Origin of the sequence: uncultured Arthrobacter sp. (genome assembly GCF_947495145.1) — a bacterium.
In the GTDB taxonomy this organism is placed as follows: Bacteria; Actinomycetota; Actinomycetes; order Actinomycetales; family Micrococcaceae; genus Arthrobacter_D.
Genome location: NZ_CANLXP010000007.1, coordinates 88,714 through 108,846 on the forward strand (window position 1 = coordinate 88,714; position 20,133 = coordinate 108,846).

General features: G+C 64.5%; 14 protein-coding genes and 1 tRNA gene. 6 read left to right on the forward strand and 9 right to left on the reverse strand.

The features are described from left to right. Positions 1-13 precede the first annotated feature (13 nt). From prmC to argS, 8 genes are all read right to left on the reverse strand, one after another. A complete protein-coding gene (gene prmC / locus Q0877_RS07185) occupies positions 14-877 on the reverse strand; it encodes a peptide chain release factor N(5)-glutamine methyltransferase (RefSeq protein ID WP_299166708.1) in 864 nt (287 codons plus the stop codon). A gap of 14 nt (positions 878-891) precedes the next feature. Next, positions 892-1,968 (reverse strand): peptide chain release factor 1, encoded by a 1,077-nt coding sequence (prfA, locus tag Q0877_RS07190; protein WP_299166791.1) that lies wholly within the window; start codon positions 1,966-1,968, stop codon positions 892-894. Positions 1,969-2,239: 271 nt separating this feature from the next. Then, on the reverse strand, positions 2,240-4,399 hold the full coding sequence (gene rho / locus Q0877_RS07195) for a transcription termination factor Rho (RefSeq protein WP_299166709.1): 2,160 nt from the start codon (positions 4,397-4,399) through the stop codon (positions 2,240-2,242). 350 nt (positions 4,400-4,749) lie between these two features. After that, the gene (gene thrB, locus Q0877_RS07200; protein ID WP_299166710.1) at positions 4,750-5,703 is read right to left on the reverse strand and encodes a homoserine kinase; all 954 of its coding nucleotides are present in this window, start codon (positions 5,701-5,703) and stop codon (positions 4,750-4,752) included. 13 nt (positions 5,704-5,716) lie between these two features. Then, positions 5,717-6,847: a threonine synthase gene (gene thrC / locus Q0877_RS07205; RefSeq protein WP_299166711.1), complete on the reverse strand. Its 1,131-nt coding sequence runs from the start codon at positions 6,845-6,847 to the stop codon at positions 5,717-5,719. After that, complete coding sequence (locus Q0877_RS07210; protein WP_299166712.1) at positions 6,847-8,181, reverse strand: homoserine dehydrogenase; 1,335 nt, start codon at positions 8,179-8,181, stop codon at positions 6,847-6,849. The genes thrC and Q0877_RS07210 overlap by 1 nt, the downstream gene beginning before the upstream one ends. Positions 8,182-8,189: 8 nt before the next feature. Continuing rightward, positions 8,190-9,650, reverse strand: coding sequence for a diaminopimelate decarboxylase (gene lysA / locus Q0877_RS07215; RefSeq protein WP_299166713.1), 1,461 nt, complete (start codon positions 9,648-9,650; stop codon positions 8,190-8,192). Position 9,651: 1 nt separating this feature from the next. After that, entirely contained in the window at positions 9,652-11,292 is a 1,641-nt protein-coding gene (gene argS, locus Q0877_RS07220; protein WP_299166714.1) for an arginine--tRNA ligase, read from the reverse strand. A gap of 167 nt (positions 11,293-11,459) precedes the next feature. Here argS and Q0877_RS07225 point away from each other — a divergent pair, with 167 nt between their 5' ends. From Q0877_RS07225 to Q0877_RS07240, 4 genes are all read left to right on the forward strand, one after another. Continuing rightward, the gene (locus tag Q0877_RS07225) at positions 11,460-11,927 is read left to right on the forward strand and encodes an FMN-binding protein (protein WP_299166715.1); all 468 of its coding nucleotides are present in this window, start codon (positions 11,460-11,462) and stop codon (positions 11,925-11,927) included. Then, positions 11,924-12,793, forward strand: a complete 870-nt coding sequence (locus Q0877_RS07230) for an FAD:protein FMN transferase (RefSeq protein ID WP_299166716.1) — start codon at positions 11,924-11,926, stop codon at positions 12,791-12,793. The genes Q0877_RS07225 and Q0877_RS07230 overlap by 4 nt, the downstream gene beginning before the upstream one ends. Then, complete coding sequence (locus tag Q0877_RS07235) at positions 12,794-14,305, forward strand: FAD-dependent oxidoreductase (protein ID WP_299166717.1); 1,512 nt, start codon at positions 12,794-12,796, stop codon at positions 14,303-14,305. A 101-nt stretch (positions 14,306-14,406) separates the two neighbouring features. Next, positions 14,407-14,479: transfer RNA gene (locus Q0877_RS07240), tRNA-Arg, on the forward strand. Between the two features lie 37 nt (positions 14,480-14,516). Here Q0877_RS07240 and Q0877_RS07245 read toward each other — a convergent pair. Then, entirely contained in the window at positions 14,517-15,089 is a 573-nt protein-coding gene (locus Q0877_RS07245) for a DinB family protein (RefSeq protein WP_299166718.1), read from the reverse strand. A gap of 86 nt (positions 15,090-15,175) precedes the next feature. Between Q0877_RS07245 and Q0877_RS07250 the strand changes: the two genes are divergently transcribed. After that, positions 15,176-16,132 (forward strand): YafY family protein, encoded by a 957-nt coding sequence (locus Q0877_RS07250; protein ID WP_299166719.1) that lies wholly within the window; start codon positions 15,176-15,178, stop codon positions 16,130-16,132. A 98-nt stretch (positions 16,133-16,230) separates the two neighbouring features. Then, positions 16,231-20,133 (forward strand): ATP-dependent RNA helicase HrpA, encoded by a 3,903-nt coding sequence (gene hrpA / locus Q0877_RS07255; protein WP_299166720.1) that lies wholly within the window; start codon positions 16,231-16,233, stop codon positions 20,131-20,133.

Genomic DNA, 20,133 nt, shown 5'->3' on the forward strand with positions numbered 1-20,133 from the left:
GCCTGCCATCCTTTCATTTACTGGTCCCCCATGGCACATCCGTCCGGACGGCCGATGTTGATCGGTCCCGGCCGGAGAGGTCCTGATGGGTTCGCACGGTTGTCCAGCACGGATGTGTCCCCAGAATCCTGGCCAGTGTCCCTGCCTGCACCTCCGCGTGTTCCATCACGAAGTAGCCGCCCGGCTTCAGGAGCCGGGCCGCGGCAGCTGCGGCGGCGAGCGGTAGGCGAAGCCCGTCGGCGCTTCCTCCGTAGAGTGCAAGTTCCGGATCGTGCTCAGCGACTTCGGGCTCGCGTGGAACGGCGCTCGTGGGGATATAGGGCGGATTGGAGGCGACGACGTCGAACGTTCCGTTGCGCTCTGCCAGCGCTTCCGCATAGTCCCCCTGAACGAGGGTGACACCGAGCGGCGCGAGATTGCGTTCCGCCCAGGCGTGAGCCAGGTCGCTCAGTTCCACTGCGTAGACGCACGCCTCGGGCACTTCCTGCGCAACCGACCCCGCGATGGCGCCGGACCCTGTGCCCAGGTCCGCCACGAGCGCGCGCTGCGTCAGCCGTGCTGCGTCGATGGCCAGTTGGGCCACGGTTTCGGTTTCGGGGCGGGGAATGAAAACCCCGGGCCCCACCGCAAGCTCCAGTCTTCGGAAATACGCGACTCCCGTGATGTGCTGAAGCGGTACCCGCTGAGACCGTTCCGCAATCAGCTCGTTGTACCCCTCCGGCGCGGCGGCGCCGATCAGCGCAAGCGCCCGCACCCGGCCGACGCTTTCCCGCAGCAGGTGCGCAGCAAGAAGCTCCGCATCCGTCCTGGGGCTCGGTACCCCTGCCTCCGCCAGCACCGCCGCGGCCTTACGCAGAGCATCGGCCAGCGATTCCATAGTATTTCGCGTACCTATGCGTCGTCGCCGATGGCGTCGAGGCGGGTCTGTTCGTCCAACTCGATCGCGGACTGGACGACCGGCTCCAGCTCGCCGTTCATCACGGCGTCGAGGTTGTAGGCTTTGTACCCGGTCCGGTGATCGGCGATCCGGTTCTCCGGGAAGTTGTACGTGCGGATGCGCTCTGAACGGTCCATGGTGCGCACCTGGGACTTGCGGATGTCCGAGTTGGCGGCGTCGATCTCTTCCTGCTTCGCAGCGAGGATGCGCGAGCGCAGCACGCGCATGGCTGCCTCGCGGTTCTGCAGCTGCGACTTCTCGTTCTGCATGGCGACCACGATGCCGGTCGGAAGGTGGGTGATGCGGACGGCCGAGTCGGTGGTGTTCACTGACTGCCCGCCCGGCCCGGACGACCGGTAGACATCGATCTTGAGATCATTCTGGTTGATATCGACTTCTTCGGGTTCATCCACCTCGGGGAGCACCAGTACGCCCGCGGCGGACGTATGGATACGCCCCTGCGACTCGGTAACCGGAACGCGCTGGACGCGGTGGACGCCGCCCTCGAACTTGAGCCGCGCGTAGACACCCTCGGCCGGGTCATTCGAGGACCCCTTGATTGCCATCTGCACGTCCTTGTATCCGCCGAGATCTGACTCGTTGGCGGAAATGAGCTCTGTCTTCCAGCCGCGTGATTCTGCATACCGGGTGTACATCCGCAGGAGGTCACCGGCGAAGAGAGCAGCTTCGTCACCGCCTTCACCGCCCTTGACCTCGATGATGACGTTGCGGGCATCATTGGGATCACGCGGGATGAGCAGCCGGCGCAACCGTTCCTGTGCTACGGCCAGCTGCTCTTCAAGGTCAGGAATCTCCGCGGCGAATTCCGGGTCCTCGGCCATCTCACGGGCGGCTTCCAGGTCATCCTCAAGGGCCCGCCACCGTGTGTGCGCTTCAACGATGCCGCTGAGTTCCGCATACCGCCGGCCAAGCTTGCGTGCCAGTGACTGGTCAGCATGCACGGCCGGATCAGACAGCCGGACCTGCAGATCAGCGTGCTCGTCGAGCAGGCCCTGAATGGACTCAAACATGGCAGACACAACAACCTCTTTCGGCTCTTTCGAGCCAGTTTAGATTAGGACATTACTTTCGGCGCACCCCGCATGCGGGTAGGCGACTTAACTGAGGAGCCGCTTATATTGCCGGCCAGGGAGCGTTCGACGACTCCCGACCTTCGCAAGCTCAGGTCGGGGCCCTCGTCGTCTCTCTTAGCGCCCACTGGAGCTGAACGGTTTACGACGTGAGTCGTAAACCGTTCAGCGGAGGGGCGGGGCCGGCAATATAAGCGGCGGAGGACCTTAGCTAATCGTTGTCGCTCTTCGATCCCAGTGTGGTCTTCTGGACCTGCATGAGGAACTCGACGTTCGACTGCGTCTCCCGGATCTTGTTGGTAAGCAGCTCGAGTGCCTGCTGCTGCTCCAGTCCGGACAGCACGCGGCGAAGCTTCCACATGATCTTGACCTCATCCGGGGAGAGAAGGTTCTCCTCCCGGCGGGTGCCCGATGCGTTGACGTCGACAGCCGGGAAGATGCGCTTGTCCGCGAGGTTGCGGGACAGGCGCAGTTCCATGTTGCCGGTGCCCTTGAACTCTTCGAAGATCACTTCATCCATCTTCGAACCGGTCTCAACCAGCGCGGTGGCGAGAATGGTCAGCGAGCCGCCGTTCTCGATGTTGCGGGCTGCTCCGAAGAAGCGCTTCGGCGGGTACAGCGCCGCCGAGTCGACGCCACCGGAGAGGATGCGGCCAGAAGCCGGCGCTGCCAGGTTGTAGGCGCGTCCGAGACGGGTCATCGAGTCCAGGAGTACCACGACGTCCATTCCCATCTCGACGAGGCGCTTGGCGCGCTCGATCGAGAGTTCAGCAACGGTGGTGTGGTCATCGGCAGGCCGGTCGAACGTAGAGGCGATAACCTCGCCCTTGACGGTGCGCTGCATGTCGGTGACTTCCTCGGGACGTTCGTCCACGAGAACCATCATGAGGTGCACTTCCGGGTTGTTCACCGTGATCGCATTGGCAATAGCCTGCAGGATCAGGGTCTTGCCCGCCTTCGGGGGCGAAACGATGAGTCCGCGCTGGCCCTTGCCGATCGGTGCCACGAGGTCGATGACACGAGGGCCGATCTTCTTGGGCTCGGTCTCCAGGCGCAGGCGCTCCGAAGGGTAGAGCGGAACAAGCTTCGCGAAGTCGACGCGGTCCTTCAGTTCCTCGGGGTTCTTCCCATTGACGGAGGTCAGACGTACCAGCGCATTGAACTTCTGGCGGGTGCTGCTCTGGTTCTCACCCTCGCGCGGTGCACGGATGGCGCCGACGACGGCATCTCCCTTGCGCAGCCCGTACTTCTTGACCTGTGCCAGCGACACATAAACGTCGTTGGCTCCGGGCAGGTAGCCGGAGGTACGCACGAACGCGTAGTTTTCGAGGACATCAAGGATGCCTGCAACCGGCAGCAGGACGTCGTCTTCGGTAACCTCGACGTCGTCGACATCGGGATTCTGGCCGCGGCCCCGGCGGCGCTCGTTGCGGTCACGGAACCGGTTGTTGCGGTCGTCCTCGCGGTTGTTGCGGTTACGGTTGCGCCGGTTGCGGCTACCGCCTTCGTCGCGGTCATTCCGGTTATCGCGGTCATTCCGGTCGTTCCGGCTGTCGCGGTCATTCCGGTTATCCCGATTGTCGCGTTCATTGCGGTTGTCGCGGTCATTCCGGTCATTCTGGTTTTCGCGAGTGTCGTCGCTGGAACGTCGCTCGTCGTTGGAGCGACGCTCATTGCGGTCGCGGTTGCGGTCACGACGATCGCCCCGGCGCTCACCCTGCGTCTCAGCGGTTTCGGTGTTCTCGCCGCCCTGCTGGGCGCCCTGCTCGGTAGCCTCGGTCTCAGGAGCGGCCTGCGCTGCGCCTTGAGCGTCGGAGTCTGAGCGTCGTCCACCACGACGGCTGCGGCGGCTGCGGTCAGCAGTGTCTGCTTCGGCGCCGGAGCTTTCCTGGGCCGCGCTGCCAACCGACTCAACAGCGGAACCCGCAGCTGATTCGCTCGGAGCGCTCTCGACAACCTGCTCCGTCTTTACGACGCCGTCGCTTCCGGCGCGCCGATTGCGGTTGCGGGTGCGCGAGGGCCTCTCGGCAGGCTCCGATGCCTGCTCCTGCTCTGCAGCGCCGGCACCGTTCTGTGCGGCAGCGTCGCTTGTCGAAGCCTTCGCAGGAGCTGCGTCTTCCCGTGCCGGGGCCTGGGCGGACGCAGCCTTCGGGCGATCTGCCACTGCAGAGCCCCGCTGATGGTCCGAAATTGCGGCCACAAGGTCTCCCTTGCGCATGCGGGAGCCCACGGAAATGCCGAGCTGCCCGGCAAGAGCCTGCAACTGGGCGAGCTTCAGTCCGGCAAGTCCGGAACTCTTGGAAGCTGGTGCGCCGTTCGTTTCGGCGGCTTGGGTATCCACGCCTGTCGGCAGGTCAGTGGTTTGAGTCACGAAGGATTCCTTCCCCCTCGTCGGGCGATCCATCTCTGATGTGGATCGCGGTTTGGTTTGCCCGCCGCCAAGTCAGAAGAGTTGGAAGCTAAGGTTCGGTGCTGACCGGATGCTCTCCGGCGTGGCCGAGCGTGCTGGAAACCTCAAACCCCGGTGCGTAGCAGTCACGATGTGACGAGCTGCCGCATCAGGTTCCGGGAGGTTACACCTGAGATTGAGCCACTGCTGACACACAGGCAGTTTCACGACGGTCACAGAAGATGACGGCCAGATCAACAGAAGCACATCTGAATACGGAATTGCCCTCGTAAGACCGGTGCGTTATTAACGTCAACGATTCAAGCTGGCGATTACCGTTGGTGCACCTTCACTTTAGCACCTTCTGTGTCAACGTTCAGCCGTAGAACACGCCAATCAATACCTTCATCGATGCCGACGACGATGCGCTGCACCGCCGAGATGACAGAGGCAGCCTGGTCCTGTCCGACGGCGAGTGTCATCACCGTGGGCCCGGCGCCCGAGATCACCGAGGCGAAGCCCTCCGATCGCAGTGCGCGCATCAGCGTGGCGCTGTGCAGCATGGCCTGGGCGCGGTAGTCCTGGTGCAGCAGGTCCCGGGTTCCGTCGAAAAGAAACTCCGGCGAGCTCGTCATGGCATGCACCAGAAGGGCAGCGCGGCCTGCGTTTGCTGAAGCGCTGTTGTGCGGAACAGAGGCGGGCAGGAGCGCACGCGCCGCCTCTGTCGAAAGCTCGCTCGCGGGGATTGCGACTACGGGAACCACATCCGGGTGCACCGGAAGATTGGTGCTCTGGAAAGCACGTCCCGTTTCCCAGGACACAGCCAGTGAACCCAGCAGCGCCGGAGCCACATTGTCCGGGTGCCCTTCGAGCGTCGAGCACAGCTGCAGGACGGCACGCGGGTCCATGCGGGCGGAGCCGGGAAGGAGCGCGTTGGCTGCCAGCACGGAAGAGACGATTGCCGCCGCCGAGGACCCGAGGCCCCGGCCGTGCGGAATGATGTTCCGCGTCTCGATCTCCAGCCCCGGGCTGCTGTAGCCTGCACGCTCGAGCGTGCCGAGAATTGTTGCTGCGACGAGGTGCGCCCCATCCCGCGGCAGGGTTTCTGCACCCTCACCGATGACCGTAACCGTCGTCGTACCGGAATCGGTGGTCCGGACAAGGACTGAGTCATATAGCGTCAGTGCCAGGCCGAGACTGTCGAAACCGGGGCCGAGGTTGGCGCTGGTTGCCGGAACTTCAACCAACACCTCCTGTCCCGAGGCGACCACAGCCGCCGCTGGCATGGCCGGCGCTCCGCTAAGCATCTGACGGCTGGCCTCCGTGCGCATCCGCCAGCCCCAGCGCACCCGCAACGCTGACGACGTCGAACTCCACCTTGGTTGGCTCGACATCCGATCCGTCGGCCGCCTTGAGCGCCCACTGCGGATCCTTCAGTCCGTGTCCCGTCACGGTGATGACGATGGTCTTGCCTTCGGGAACGTCTCCGGCTGCGTGCTTTTTCAGCAGCCCGGCAACACCCGCGGCCGACGCCGGCTCCACGAAGACGCCCTCGCGGGACGAAAGCCAGCGGTGTGCCTCAAGGATTTCCTCGTCGGTCACAGCCTCTATCAGTCCGCCTGATTCGTCCCGCGCAGCAATGGCCTGATCCCAGGACGCCGGATTGCCGATCCGGATAGCGGTTGCGATGGTGTCGGGCTCAGTGACCGGGTACCCCTTCACGAGGGGCGATGCGCCCTCGGCCTGGAAGCCCCACATGGTCGGCGTCCTGGTCGAAACCGCGGGCAGCTCGCCGGCCGTGGCTGAGGTGTAAGGCTGCGAGTACTCCTTATAGCCCTTCCAGTAAGCCGTGATGTTGCCCGCGTTCCCAACCGGAAGGAGGTGGTAGTCAGGGGCGTCACCGAGAAAGTCGACGACCTCGAAAGCGGCTGTCTTCTGCCCCTCGATGCGGGCCGGATTGACTGAGTTGACGAGGAACACCGGGTAGGACTCCGCCAGTTTCCGCGCGACATCGAGACAGTTGTCGAAGTTGCCGTGAACCTGGAGCAGTTCGGCGCCGTGCGCGATGGCCTGGCTGAGCTTGCCCATGGCGATCTTGCCGTCCGGAACCAGCACAGCGCAGGTGAGGCCGGCCTGGGTGGCATACGCTGCGGCGGATGCTGACGTGTTGCCCGTGGAGGCACACACTACGGCCTTGGCGCCGGCTTCGACTGCCGCTGTGATCGCCATGGTCATGCCTCGGTCCTTGAAGGAGCCGGTGGGGTTCATCCCCTCGACCTTCAGGTAGACGCTGCAGCCGGTGAGGTCCGACAGGGCCGGGGCGTGCACCAGCGGCGTCCCGCCCTCGCCGAGCGTAATCACGCGCGTGGATTCGGTGATCGGCAACCGGTCGGCGTATTCGCGGATAACGCCGCGCCATTGGTGGGCCATCAGAGTCCCTCTACTCGGAGGACAGAGGTCACCGCGTTGATGACGTCCAGGTCCTGGATATGTTTCACAGTTGCGGCCAGTGCCGATTCAGTGGCCCGGTGCGTGACGATGCGAAGCTCAGCGCTGGCCTCTCCGCCGTCTTTCGCCGGGTGGATGGTTTGCCGCATTGTTTCGATCGATACGCCGTGCTCAGCGAAGAGGTGTGCAATCCTGGCAAGCACGCCGGGCTGGTCCGCCACATCGAGGCCGATGTAGTAGCTCGTGTTCACCATGTCGATGCTCAGCGCGGGGACGTGACCGGTGGTGGTTTCGGTGCGTCCGGGGCCGCCGAGCACCATCCGCCGGGCGGCGCTGACCACGTCACCCAGCACCGCGGAGGCAGTCGGCGTTCCACCGGCTCCCTGTCCGTAGAACATGAGCTCGCCCGCGTTTTCCGCTTCGATGAAGACCGCGTTGAACGCGCCGCGCACAGCGGCGAGGGGATGCTCCCGCGGCAGGAGGGTGGGGTGCACGCGGACGCTGACGCCGTCGTCGCCCGCTGCATCCTCCAGCAGCTCAGCGATCGCGAGGAGTTTGATGACGTAACCGGCGTCACTGGCCGCGGCGATGTCTTCCGCCGAGACCGAGGTGATGCCCTGACAGTGAACGTTCTCCAGCGCGAAGCGGGTGTGGAAGGACAGGGAAGCGAGAATGGCTGCCTTCGCCGCGGCGTCGTGCCCTTCGATGTCCGCCGTTGGGTCTGCCTCTGCATAGCCAAGGCGCTGCGCGTCGGCCAGCGCGTCAGCGAACTGCGCGCCGGTGGAGTCCATCTGGTCGAGGATGTAGTTCGTTGTTCCGTTCACGATGCCGAGGACGCGTGTGATGCGATCACCGGAAAGACTGTCGCGGATCGGACGGAGGATCGGAATGGCCCCGGCAACAGCGGCTTCATAGGACAACTGGACGTGTGCCGCATCGGCCCGCTCATAAAGCGTCGGACCGTCCTGGGCAAGCAGAGCCTTGTTGCCGCTGACGACGGTTGCACCGTGGTCAATGGCACGCAGGATCAGACTGCGGGCCGGTTCGATGCCGCCCATGAGTTCAATGACGATGTCGGCGCCTTCAACCAGGGATTCCGCGTCGGTGGTGAACAGCTCCCGCGGCAACTCGGCCTCGCGGGGCGCGTCGATCGATCGCACGGCGATACCGGTGAGCTCAAGCCGCGCACCGATACGTGCGGCGAGGTTGTCGGCGTCCGTCAGGAGGATCCGCGCAACCTGCGAACCAACGTTTCCGCAGCCCAGCAGTGCCACACGCAGCGTGGCACCGGAATCGGTGGTGTGGGGGGCATTCATCAAATCGATCAGGCTCCTGCTTCCAGAGTTGCTCGGTCGTTTCCAGCCTCGCGCAGCACATCGCGTGAGAGGAGGTCTTCTTCGGTTTCCCCGCGCACGATCAGGCGCGCTTCGCCGTCCTTCACCGCAACCACGGGCGGGCGGGTGAGGTAATTGTAGTTACTGGCCAGGGACCAGCAGTAGGCGCCCGTTCCCGGCACCGCGATGAGGTCGCCGTTTGTGGTGTCTCCGGGCAGGTACACGCTGCGCACCACGATGTCACCGCTTTCACAGTGCTTGCCGACCACCCGGGACAGGACCGGCTCGAGCGCTGAGGTCCGCGATGCAACCACAGCGGAGTAATCGGCGTCGTACAGCACCGGGCGCGCGTTGTCGCTCATGCCGCCGTCGACCGAAATGTAGCGGCGGGGGTGCGCTGTGCCGTCGGCATCCACCTGAACCGTCTTGGTGGTTCCGGCCGTATACAGCGTGAAGGTACTCGGTCCGACGATCGCGCGGCCGGGCTCGATCGAGATCCGCGGCGCCCGCAGGCCGTGCTCAGCGCACGCTTTACCGACGACGGCGGCCATCGCCCGCGCGATGGCAGCGGGCGAGCGCGGAGTGTCGGCCTCGGTGTAGGCGATGCCGTAGCCGCCGCCGAGATCGAGTTCCTTCAGTTCGACGTTATGGCGGTCTCGAACCTCCGCCAGGAATCCCAGCAGCCGACGCGCCGCCAGTTCGAATCCGGCGGACTCGAAGATCTGGGATCCGATGTGGCTGTGCACGCCCAGCAGCCGGATGCAGGGATGTGCCAGTGCAGCAGCTACCGCCTGAGCGGCCGGAGAGTCTTCGCCAGACGACGCCGGCGCCAGCGACAGACCGAACTTCTGGTCCTCATGCGCGGTGGCAATGAATTCATGGGTGTGCGCGTGCACGCCGGGCGTGAGCCGGAGCATCACGTTGGCCGTCGTCCCCCGTTCCTGGGCAAGCGCGCCGACGCGCTGCAGCTCATCGAGGCTGTCGACGACGATGCGGCCGACCTCCAGATCGAGCGCACGGTTCAGTTCGCCGTCGGACTTGTTGTTGCCGTGCAGGGCGAGCTGGCGTCCCTGCAGGCCCGCCCGGATCGCCACTGCAAGCTCCCCACCGGAGGCGGTGTCCAGTCGGAGGCCTTCCTCGGCAACCCAGTGGGCCACCTCCGAGCACAGGAACGACTTGCCCGCGTAGTACACGTCCACTCCCCCGCACAGATCCCGGAACGCTTCGTTGAACGCATCCCGGAAAGTGCGTGCGCGGGTACGGAAGTCGTTCTCGGACACCACATAGACCGGCGTGCCGTACTGCTCGGCGAGTTCGGTGACCGATACGCCGTCAACGGAGAGCGCACCGTTCTTTCCCCTGGCGACGGGGGCTGCCCACAGTGCTGGATTGAGCGTATTGGCGTCCTCAGGGTAGGACAGCCATTCGGGGGCAAGGGGTGAAGAAGGCACGTTACATCCGTTCCGGAGCGGAGACGCCCAGGAGATCCAGCCCGTTGGCGAGCACCTGGGTGACGGCGTCGTTCAACCACAATCTGGTGCGGTTGATACCGGTGACCGGTTCATCACCCAGCGGGGTGACACGGCAGGCGTCATACCAGCGGTGATAGGCACCGGCGATGACCTCCAGGTGGCGCGCGACCCGGTGGGGCTCACGGAACTTCGCCGCCTGCGCCACAACCGCCGGATAGGACCCCAGGTGGGCAAGCAGCTCTTCATCCGCGGGCTGGTCCAGTGCACCGGCGTCGAAAACCGAGCGGTCCACGCCCGCAGCGGCAGCGTTGCGTGACACTGCGCAGGTACGGGCGTGCGCGTACTGCACGTAGAACACCGGATTCTCGTTGGTGTTCTTCTTCAGCAGCTCGGGGTCCAGCGACATGGCGGAATCGGCGGGAGAACGGCCGAGTGAGTACCGCAGCGCATCCGCTCCCAGCCAGTCCAGCAGGTCGCGGAGCTCGATGATGTTTCCGGCGCGCTTGGACAGCCGGGCGCCGTTGACGGAAACCATCTGGCCGATGAGCACCTCGATGTTGGCGTCCATGTCGTCACCTGCGCAGGCTGCAATCGCCTTCAGGCGGCCGATGTAACCGTGGTGGTCGGCGCCGAGGAGGTAGATCTTCTCCCGGAACCCGCGGTCCTTCTTGGACAGGTAGTAGGCCGCGTCGGAAGCGAAGTAGGTCGGTTCACCGTTGGCGCGGATCAGGACCCTGTCCTTGTCATCACCGAAGTCGGTGGTGCGCAGCCAAACTGCGCCGCCGTCGTCGTACACGTGTCCCTGCCCGCGCAACCGGTCCACGGCCTGCTCCACAGCGCCGGTGCCGTGCAGGCCCGCTTCGGAGAAGTAGACATCGAAATGGACGCCGAAGGCTGCCAGGGTTTCCTTGATGTCAGCCATCTGCGCGCGGTAGGCGATTTCACGCACCACCGGCAGTGCTTCGTCGTCGGGCAGGTCCGCTACCTCGGGACGGTCTGCGAGCACCGTCCGTCCGAGGTCGGCAATGTACTCGCCCGGGTAGCCGCCCTCCGGCGTCGGCCTGCCCTTGACGGAGGCCAGCACCGATGCGGCGAAGTTGTTCATCTGGGTACCGGCATCGTTGATGTAGTACTCCTTGGTGACATCCGCACCGCTTGCGGACAGCACGCGTGCCAGGGAGTCGCCGAGGGCCGCCCAGCGGGTATGCGCCAGATGAAGGGGACCGGTGGGATTGGCGGAGACGAACTCCATGTTGATCACGTGGCCGGCGAGCGCAGCGTTGGTGCCGTAGGCACTACCTGCCTCGACGATGTTGCGTGCGAGTTCGCCGGCAGCGGCAGCATCGAGCCGGATGTTGAGGAAGCCCGGACCGGCGATCTCGACCGATGCAACGCCGTCGATCGCCTCAAGCCGCGACTTCAGGATGCCTGCGAACTGGCGCGGGTTCATGCCCGCTTTCTTCGACAGCTGAAGGGCGATGTTGGTGGCCCAATCCCCGTGCTCGCGGCTCTTCGGCCGCTCCACCCGGACCTCTGAGGGCAGCTCCACGTCGATTTCACCGGCAGCGACGGCGTCTTTCAGGCATGAGGAGATTGCGGAGGAGAGTTCTTTGGGAGTCACCTATCCAGCATAACGGCGCGGGTCTAATCCCCCCGGTTCTGTGACGGACCCCTTATTTGGTTCATCCGTAGCGCCACCCGTCCTCCAACGGTTTTGAACCGAACCGGATTAGCTAGCGTTGTATCAGCACAGGACGTGACCCAGCCCCGCCGCACCCAGGAGATTTCGTGACCCACACCGTGAAGATGCCTTACCAGCGTTGGGCCCTGACAGGGATCGCTGCCCTTTCCCTCCTCGGCTCGGCCGGTTGCGCCGCCAGCCCGACGCCGGCACCCGGCAACGGAGGGGCCGCCGGCGGGGATGCCGCAGACACTGCCGTGCCCGGTGGCGGAAGCGGCGACTATGCGAACGGCACCTACTCGGCAACCGGCTCCTACCAAACGCCGGGCGGCGAGGAATCGATCGGGGTGACGGTCACTCTCGAGTCCGGCGCCGTTGCCGATGTGCAGACTGAGCCGATGCCGAGCAACGGCACCACGGAGCTGTACCAGGGCAAGTTCAGCAGCGGAATCAAGGAGCAGATCGTCGGCACTCCCCTCGACGAGCTGAGCGTCGACAAGGTGTCCGGCTCCTCCCTCACCAGCGGAGGGTTCAGCAACGCAATCGAGCAGATCAAGTCAGAAGCCGCGCAGTGAACCCGGCGGGTGGCGCCGGAAGGTTCAGCTTCGAAGCCATCGGCACGGGCTGGCACATCGATACTCCTGCAGAGCTGCCCACGGAGGTTCGCGCCGTCGTCCTGAATCTGATCGACGAGTACGACGCCGTCTACTCCCGTTTTCGCCCCGACTCGCGCATTGCGGTGCTCGCCGGCGGCGGCAGCGTCGATCTCCCGGCGTCCGGAGAGGCCCTCGGGGGCCTTTACCGGACTCTCCACCGTCTTACCGGCGGTGCGATGTCTCCCCTGGTGGGACGATCCCTGGAACAGCTGGGGTACGACGCCGGCTACTCCTTCGTGCCGCTCGGCACCGCTGTGCCGGCGGCAGGCTGGGACGACACTTTCGAGTGGATCCGGACCACTATCCGCTCGGAGCAGCCGGTAACGCTGGATGTCGGTGCGGCAGGCAAGGGCCAGCTCGTTGACCTCGTCTCCGCGGCGCTGCTCGAGGCCGGTTATCCCGAACACACCGTCGATGCCGGCGGGGACATGGCGCATCGGGGTTCTTCCCCCCTTCGAATTGCCCTTGAGCACCCGTACACCCCGGAGTCTGCCATCGGCGTTGTGACACTCGATAACCGCGCGCTATGCGCGTCGGGGTCCAACCGGCGCCGCTGGGCTGATGGCCTCCACCACGTCCTGGATGCAACAACCGGACAATGCGTCGATACAGTGGTGGCTACCTGGGTGCTGGCTGCCGACGCGATGGTCGCGGATGCGCTGGCCACTGCACTCTTCCTTGTCCCACCCGAAGTGCTGCTGGCTGAGTTCGACTTCGACTACGTCCGAGTACAGTCCGACGGGCGCGCGCAATTCTCTACATCCCTGGCAGGAGCGTTGTTCTAGATGGTCGCACTGCGGAGCTGGCTTTCCAGGCTCGACACTGTCCTGGGCCGCGCCACCATGTACCGGCTGGTTCTTGTTCTTCTGCTGGTGCTGGCCGCGTACGCGTTTGTCCTGTCCGCCGCCGGCCTCCTGGCTTTCACGCCGGCAGAGCTTGGTGCCACGCTGGCCACCGCAGTCGTCACCGCCTGGAGCGGCACACGGGTGATGGCGATGCTGTTCCGCACGCGTCCGCACACCGAGTCATCGCTCATCACGGGGCTGCTGCTCTTCTTCGTGATGTTTCCCTCTGCCGAAGCGCCCGGCGTAGGCGGAGTTGCGCTGGCGGGCCTTCTGGCGGCCGCTTCCAAGTACCTGCTTGTGTTCCGGGGCCGGCACATCTTCAATCCGGCTGCCTTCGGCGCCGCTGCGGTGACGCTGCTGGGACTTGGCGCCGCAGCCTGGTGGGCTGCCAATCCGGCCATGCTGCCGGTCGTGCTGCTCTGCACCATCCTGATTCTGTACCGGACCCGGAAGTTGCTCATGGGAGCGGTGTTCGTGCTTCTGGCGGTGGGCATCCTGGTGGTGCGTCTTGCAGCGGGCGGCACCGATCCGGCGGCTGCGCTGCAGCTTGTCTTCGTGTCCTACCCCGTACTCTTCCTGCTCGGCTTCATGCTGACTGAACCGCTGACCCTTCCGCCCCGGCGCTGGCAGCAGCTGCTGGTAGCCGCCGTCGTCGCCGTCGTTCTTGCGTTGCAGATCAGCATCCCGCCGGTGTTCCTCGGCCCGGAGTTCGCGCTGCTGATCGGGAACGCCGTGGCTTTCGGAATGGGCCAGCGGCGACGCATCCGCCTGCGCTATACGGGGTCGCGGCAGCTGACCCCAACCAGCGCAGAGGTTTCCTTCACCCCCGAATCGCCGGTGCGCTTCAAGCCCGGCCAGTACATGGAACTGACCCTTCCGCATGCAAGGCCGGACCGGCGGGGGCTCCGCCGCATCTTCAGCATCAGTTCAGCGCCCGACGACGGCACGGTCCGCTTTGGTCTGCGCCTCTCAAATCCGTCCAGCACGTTCAAAGCGGCCCTGCTGAACCTACGCCCCGGTGCCTCAGTGGATGCGACGACAGTTGCCGGCGACTTCGTGTTGCCTTCCGATCCTTCCGTTCCGCTGCTGTTGTTCGCCGGCGGAATCGGCGTGACGCCGTTCCTCAGCCAGCTGCGGTCTCCGGCCGGAACGGAACGCGACGTCGTCCTTATCTATCTTGTGAGCGCGCCGGCCGAACTCGGCTATGTTGAGGAACTCGCCCAATCGCGGGTGATTCTGTTCTGTCCCGGTGACCCCGGGCCGCTTCCCGGGACGTGGACGCGCGGCGGAACCGGATTCCCCCGCGTGGAGGAACTGCGCTCCCTTATTCCGGATCTGGACAAGCGGCGCGTGTACCTGTCAGGTTCTCCTGCAACCCTCGCGCGAGCGAAGCCGATTATCCGCGGCGCCGGCGTAAGGTCCTTGCGGACCGACGCCTTCCTTGGCTATTAGCGCATCTCTCGGGCACCGACTGCAGTGTTTCGTTGTGCCATCTTTTCCCTGCTAAGCTTCATAAGTCCCTTTCGGCCACTGGTTTTACTGCAGTGGACCGTGCCCTCGTAGCTCAGGGGATAGAGCGTCTGCCTCCGGAGCAGAAGGTCGTAGGTTCGAATCCTATCGAGGGCACTTTTCTTTCCGTGAACGTCATCTGCGGGCTCTCCGATCATGACGGCATTCCGCCGGAAACATAGCGGTGCGCCCACAGATCCCGCAGCAGCGCCACTTCGGCAAGATGATGAATCATCTCGCGGTTGATGTGCTGAATCAGCGCAGCCATCGGAGCGTCCGCGAACGGGCCCTCCGCCGGTCCAACGGGCCGGTCCAGCTCCTCCATCGACAGTGCGGACACCGACCTGGACCAGTGTGCATGCATGTGGTCCAGCTCTTCGAGCGCACCCCGTGCATTTCCCGGATATTCGTAGGTCTCATAACTGACCGGCGCGCCCCCGAAATGTGATGCCAACCGCTCGCCCAGGACGCCGACCAGGATGTGGCCGAGCCGCCAGGCGATGGTGGTCATCGGAGCAGGCTCCGGTTCGGGAATGGCGAAATCGATGGTGAAGTCCCCGCTCCCGACCTGCAGCGGTGCTGTACCCGTGCCGCGTGGACGAATATTCCAGCAACCGGGGACGGGCTCCCAGAAGTATTCGTCATCGCTGAGACCATCAAGCCGCGGCCGGGCCTGGTTACCCCAGTGCCATTGCAACTGGTCCGTCAGTTCCTTGCCAATGTCCATTCTTGCTTCCTTCCCTCCTGAGGATGAGGAAAGTGTAGGAGCCATTGCGGACAGCATCTGTCCGCGTTGATGGGTACCGTTGTTCCATGTTGGAAACCTCGGCACGGCTGCTGCAGCTTCTCTCGCTGCTTCAGCTTCGGCGCGAATGGACCGGATCGGCGCTCGCCGAACGGATGTCCGTTACCGAGCGCACAGTGCGCAGGGACATCGGCAAGCTGCGTACGCTCGGATATCCAATTTCCGCCTCCCCCGGCATCGCCGGCGGTTACCAGCTGGGCGCAGGTGCCCAACTGCCTCCGCTGCTCCTCGATGACGATGAAGCCCTCGCCGTCGCGATCGGCTTGAGCGCCGTCACCGCGAGCCCGGTTTCAGGCCTCGGTGAAGCGTCGGTGCGTGCGCTCACAAAGCTTGAACAGGTCCTTCCGGGCAGGCTGCGACCAAAATTTGCCGGGCTGCGGACCGCCGTCACCCGCATGGCCGTCGCAAGCACACCGGTAAACCCCGAAGTACTCACAGCGCTTTCGTCCGCCATCACGGAGCGGCGGGTGGTGGTCTTCAGGTATGCGCGGCAGGATGGCGAATCCTCCCGCAGGGTAGTCGAACCCGTGCGGCTGGTTGACACCGGGCGCCGATGGTATCTCGTTGCGTGGGACACCGCCCGGCAAGACTGGCGGACGTTCCGCGTGGATCGCTGCCAGAGCGTTCCCTCACCGCGGGACAGATTCGCCGCACGTCCGCTTCCCGCCAAAGACCTCGCCGCCTACGTGCAGAAGTCAATCACGCGCTCGCCGTACCGCCACGACATCGTTGTGCGCATCGACGCCCCCGTTGCCGAGGTCAGCCCGATGGTCCCACCGAATATCGCCGAGCTGGAAGACGACTCTGGGTCCACCCTCATGCGATTCGGTGCCGACTCGTTCGATTGGCCGCTGATGCACGTCGTGGCGCTCGGGTTCGAATTCGACATCATCGAGCCCCGGGAACTCCGGGAACATGCGGTCAGGGCTGCGGAGCGGTTATTCCGCGCAGCAGCAGGGCATTAGCCTCGGCGGCCGGCGGAGCGTGCAGCGGCTCGCCCCACCGCGTTGACCATCAGCGCTGCGTGTGAGCGGGGCAACGCCGAGTAAACTTTGAAGTAATCATGTCGCTGACAATCACTTACCCTGCCCAACTCCCTGTCTCGGAACGGCGGGCGGACATCATGGCCGCCATCGCGGCTAACCAGGTCACCATCATCGCCGGCGAAACGGGCTCGGGAAAAACCACGCAGATTCCCAAGATGTGCCTGGAGCTCGGCCTCGGCCGGTCCGGGATGATCGGCCATACCCAGCCGCGCCGCCTCGCAGCCCGCACCGTCGCCGAACGCATCGCCGAGGAGCTGCAGGTGACACTTGGCGAGGAGGTGGGCTATCAGGTCCGGTTCACCGGCGAGGTAGGCCGGAGCACGCGCATCAAGCTGATGACGGACGGCATCCTGCTCGCCGAGATCCAGCATGACAAGCTTCTGAAGAAGTACAGCACGATCATCATCGACGAGGCACACGAGCGCAGCCTCAACATCGATTTCATCCTGGGCTACCTCAAGCGCATCCTGCCCAAACGCCCTGACCTCAAACTCATCATCACCTCGGCCACCATTGATCCGGAACGCTTCGCGAACCACTTCGCTGCGGATGAGGCTGCTGCCCAGAAGCAGCCGGCGCCCATCATCGAGGTTTCCGGGCGCACCTTCCCTGTCGAGATCCGGTACCGGCCGCTCAGTCAGCCTGCCGATGACACAGCGACGGATTCAGACGACGAACTCGAGGAGGACCGCGATCCAGTCGACGCCGTGTGCGACGCCGTCGATGAGCTTTCTCGGGAAGCTCCCGGTGACATTCTGGTCTTTTTCTCCGGCGAGCGCGAGATCCGCGATGCAGCGGATGCACTTCGTGCCCGGGTGCAGGGAAATCCGCGCTTGCGCGGAACGGAGATCCTGCCGCTCTTTGCGCGCTTGTCCCTGCAGGAGCAGCACCGGGTCTTCAGACCGGGTGGATCGGGGCAGCGCATAGTCCTTGCGACCAACGTAGCCGAAACGTCGTTGACCGTCCCCGGGATCAAGTACGTCATCGACACCGGAACGGCACGCATCTCCCGCTACTCACACCGCACCAAGGTGCAGCGTCTTCCGATCGAACGGGTATCGCAGGCATCCGCGAACCAGCGATCGGGCCGGTGCGGCCGTGTGTCTGACGGCATCGCCATCCGCCTCTACTCGGAGGAGGACTTCGAATCCCGACCACCCTTCACTGATCCGGAGATCCTGCGGACCAACCTGGCGGCAGTCATTCTCCAGATGACAGCGATGGGGGTGACCCGCGGCCCAAAGGACGTCGCGGCTTTCCCATTCGTGGAGCCGCCGGATTCAAAAGCCATCAACGACGGCGTCACGCTGCTTCGCGAGCTCGGCGCTCTTACCGCGGACGGCGGAATTTCCCCGGTAGGCCGCCAGCTGGCCCAACTGCCCGTCGATCCGCGCCTCGGACGCATGATCGTTGAAGCCGGGCGCCGCGGCTGCGCCAAGGAGGTCATGGTCCTTGCTGCGGCCCTCACCATTCAGGATCCGAGGGAACGGCCGCAGCCTGACCAGGCGGCGAAGCTCCAGACCGCCACTGAGAAGCACCGCAGGTTTGCGGACGAGAAATCGGATTTCACCGGTTACCTGAATCTGTGGCGGTACCTCCAGGAACAGCAGAAGGAGCTGTCCTCCACCCAGTTCCGCAAACTGTGCCGGAACGAATTCATCAATTACCTGCGCGTGCGCGAATGGCAGGATCTCTTCGCCCAGCTGCGGCAGCTCGCCAAGCCGCTGGGAATCACTCTTTCTCCCAGCGAAGTGGATCCGGTGGCCCAGCACGATGCGGTGCACATCAGCATGCTGTCCGGCCTGCTCAGCCACATTGGCCTGTATGACCAGCGCAAGCGTGAATATTCCGGTGCGCGCGGCACCCGGTTCGCCATCTTCCCGGGCAGCGCCCTGTTCAAAAGGAACCCTGACTGGGTGATGGCGGCGGAGCTCGTGGAAACCTCCCGGCTGTGGGCCCGCGTGGTCGCCGCATTTGATCCGCTCTGGGCCGAGGAAGTAGCTCCGGATCTGGTGAAGCGCAGCTACAGCGAGCCGCACTGGTCCCGCAAGATGGGTTCAGTGATGGCGTACGAGAAAGTCACCCTCTACGGTGTACCGATTGTTCCCCAGCGCCGCATCAACTATGGCCGCATCGACAGGGAACTGGCTCGGGAAATCTTCATCCGGCATGCGTTGGTGGAGGGCGACTGGCGCACCCATCACAAGTTCTTCCATCGCAACAAGGCGCGGATCGCGGAAATCGAAGAGATGGAAAACCGGCTGCGCCGCCGGGATCTCATGGTCGACGACGAGACGCTGTTCTCCTTTTATGACGCCCGGGTGGGCCAGGACGTAGTGTCTGAACGCCATTTCGACAGGTGGTGGAAGCTGACCCGGCAGGACTCCCCCGAACTGCTTGACTTCAAGCCGGAGGAACTGCTCAGCCGGGACGCCGAGCTGGACGAAAACGCGTTTCCCAGAATCTGGCGCCAGCAGGGATTCGAACTGCCCCTGAGCTATGAGTTCTCACCCAACGTCCCCGGCGCCTCGGACGGCGTGACTGTACAGGTCCCGATACTGTTCCTGAATCAGCTGGAAGCGGCGCCCTTCCAATGGCAGATTCCGGGGCTGCGCGTGGAGTTGGTCACGGCGCTGATCAAGTCCCTGCCCAAGCAGATCCGCAAAAACTTCATTCCCGCACCGGACGTCGCCCGGAGCGCCGTTCATGCCCTGAACGCGGATTTTGACCCTGCCCATGACGAACTTGAGCCTTCCCTGGAACTGGCCTTGCGAAGACTGAAGGGACATATCATTCCGCCCGGTTCCTGGAACCGGGATAACCTTCCGCCGCACCTGCAGATGACCTATCAGGTGGTGGACGCGAACGGTCGGATCCTGGATGAGGACAAGGACCTTCCCGCTCTGCAGGATCGGCTCGCCCCGCTGACCAGGCGCGCGATTGCCGAATCCCTGGGCGCCACGCCGGGCTCCGTACAGCAGATCAGCAAGGCGGCCGGTCGGAAGCAACCGGCTCCGCCGCCGTTGTCGTCGGAGTCCGCTCCCGGCATCAAGGAAGTCAGCGGCGCAACCGCGTGGACCTTCGGCGCTATCCCGCATGAAGTTTCCCGGATCGTGGGGGGTCACCGGGTAACCGGCTATCCCGCGCTCGTGGACGAACAGAACGCCGTGGGGCTCCGGGTCTTTCCCAACCCGGCCGAACAGGTCGCCGCCATGCGTACAGGCGTCATCCGGCTGCTTGCGTTGCGGGTACCCAGCCCGGCGCGGTATGTCCTTGAGCATCTGAGCAATTCGGAGAAACTGACCTTCAGCCAGAACCCCCACGGCAGCGTCGCTGCGTTGATCGAGGACTGCTCCATCGCGGCGATCGACAAGCTCACGCCCGAGCAGCTTCCATGGACGGCGGAAGAGTTCGACGGGCTGTACGAGACCGTCCGCGCCGAACTCATCGATACGGTGTTCACCGTCACGGCAACGGTTGAGAAAATCCTGGCCAGCGCCCGCAGGATTGAAAAACGGCTGAAAGGCGCTACGAGCCTGGCGCTCATCACCGCGCTCAACGACATAAAGAGCCAGCTTGAGCAGCTCGTCTTCCCAGGTTTTGTTGCAACGACCGGATACGCGCAACTGGCCCATCTCCCCCGGTACCTTGCCGGCATGGAAAGGCGGCTCGAGAAACTGGAGACCAACGTCCAGCGCGACGGCGTGAACACTGCAGTGGTGCAGCGCCTTGAAGACGAGTACGACGACGCCGTAGCCGCCGTCGCCCCGCAGGGACGGCCGGTGCCGCCAGCGTTACGGCGTGTCCGCTGGATGCTTGAAGAACTACGGATCAGCCTGTTTGCACAGGAGCTCGGAACCGCCTACTCGGTTTCCGAGAAACGGATCAGGACAGCTCTGGGAGAAGCACTGGCCGCCTGA

Bases quoted from the DNA above. Each gene is read 5' to 3' on its own strand.
- Q0877_RS07250 (WP_299166719.1), top strand. From the start codon at position 15,176: ATGTTGGAAACCTCGGCACGGCTGCTGCAGCTTCTCTCGCTGCTTCAG.
- Q0877_RS07235 (WP_299166717.1), top strand. From the start codon at position 12,794: ATGGTCGCACTGCGGAGCTGGCTTTCCAGGCTCGACACTGTCCTGGGC.
- thrC (WP_299166711.1), bottom strand. From the start codon at position 6,847: ATGGCCCACCAATGGCGCGGCGTTATCCGCGAATACGCCGACCGGTTG.
- prfA (WP_299166791.1), bottom strand. From the start codon at position 1,968: ATGTTTGAGTCCATTCAGGGCCTGCTCGACGAGCACGCTGATCTGCAG.
- Q0877_RS07245 (WP_299166718.1), bottom strand. From the start codon at position 15,089: ATGGACATTGGCAAGGAACTGACGGACCAGTTGCAATGGCACTGGGGT.
- prmC (WP_299166708.1), bottom strand. From the start codon at position 877: ATGGAATCGCTGGCCGATGCTCTGCGTAAGGCCGCGGCGGTGCTGGCG.
- hrpA (WP_299166720.1), top strand. From the start codon at position 16,231: ATGTCGCTGACAATCACTTACCCTGCCCAACTCCCTGTCTCGGAACGG.
- thrB (WP_299166710.1), bottom strand. From the start codon at position 5,703: ATGCCAGCGGCGGCTGTGGTCGCCTCGGGACAGGAGGTGTTGGTTGAA.
- Q0877_RS07210 (WP_299166712.1), bottom strand. From the start codon at position 8,181: ATGAATGCCCCCCACACCACCGATTCCGGTGCCACGCTGCGTGTGGCA.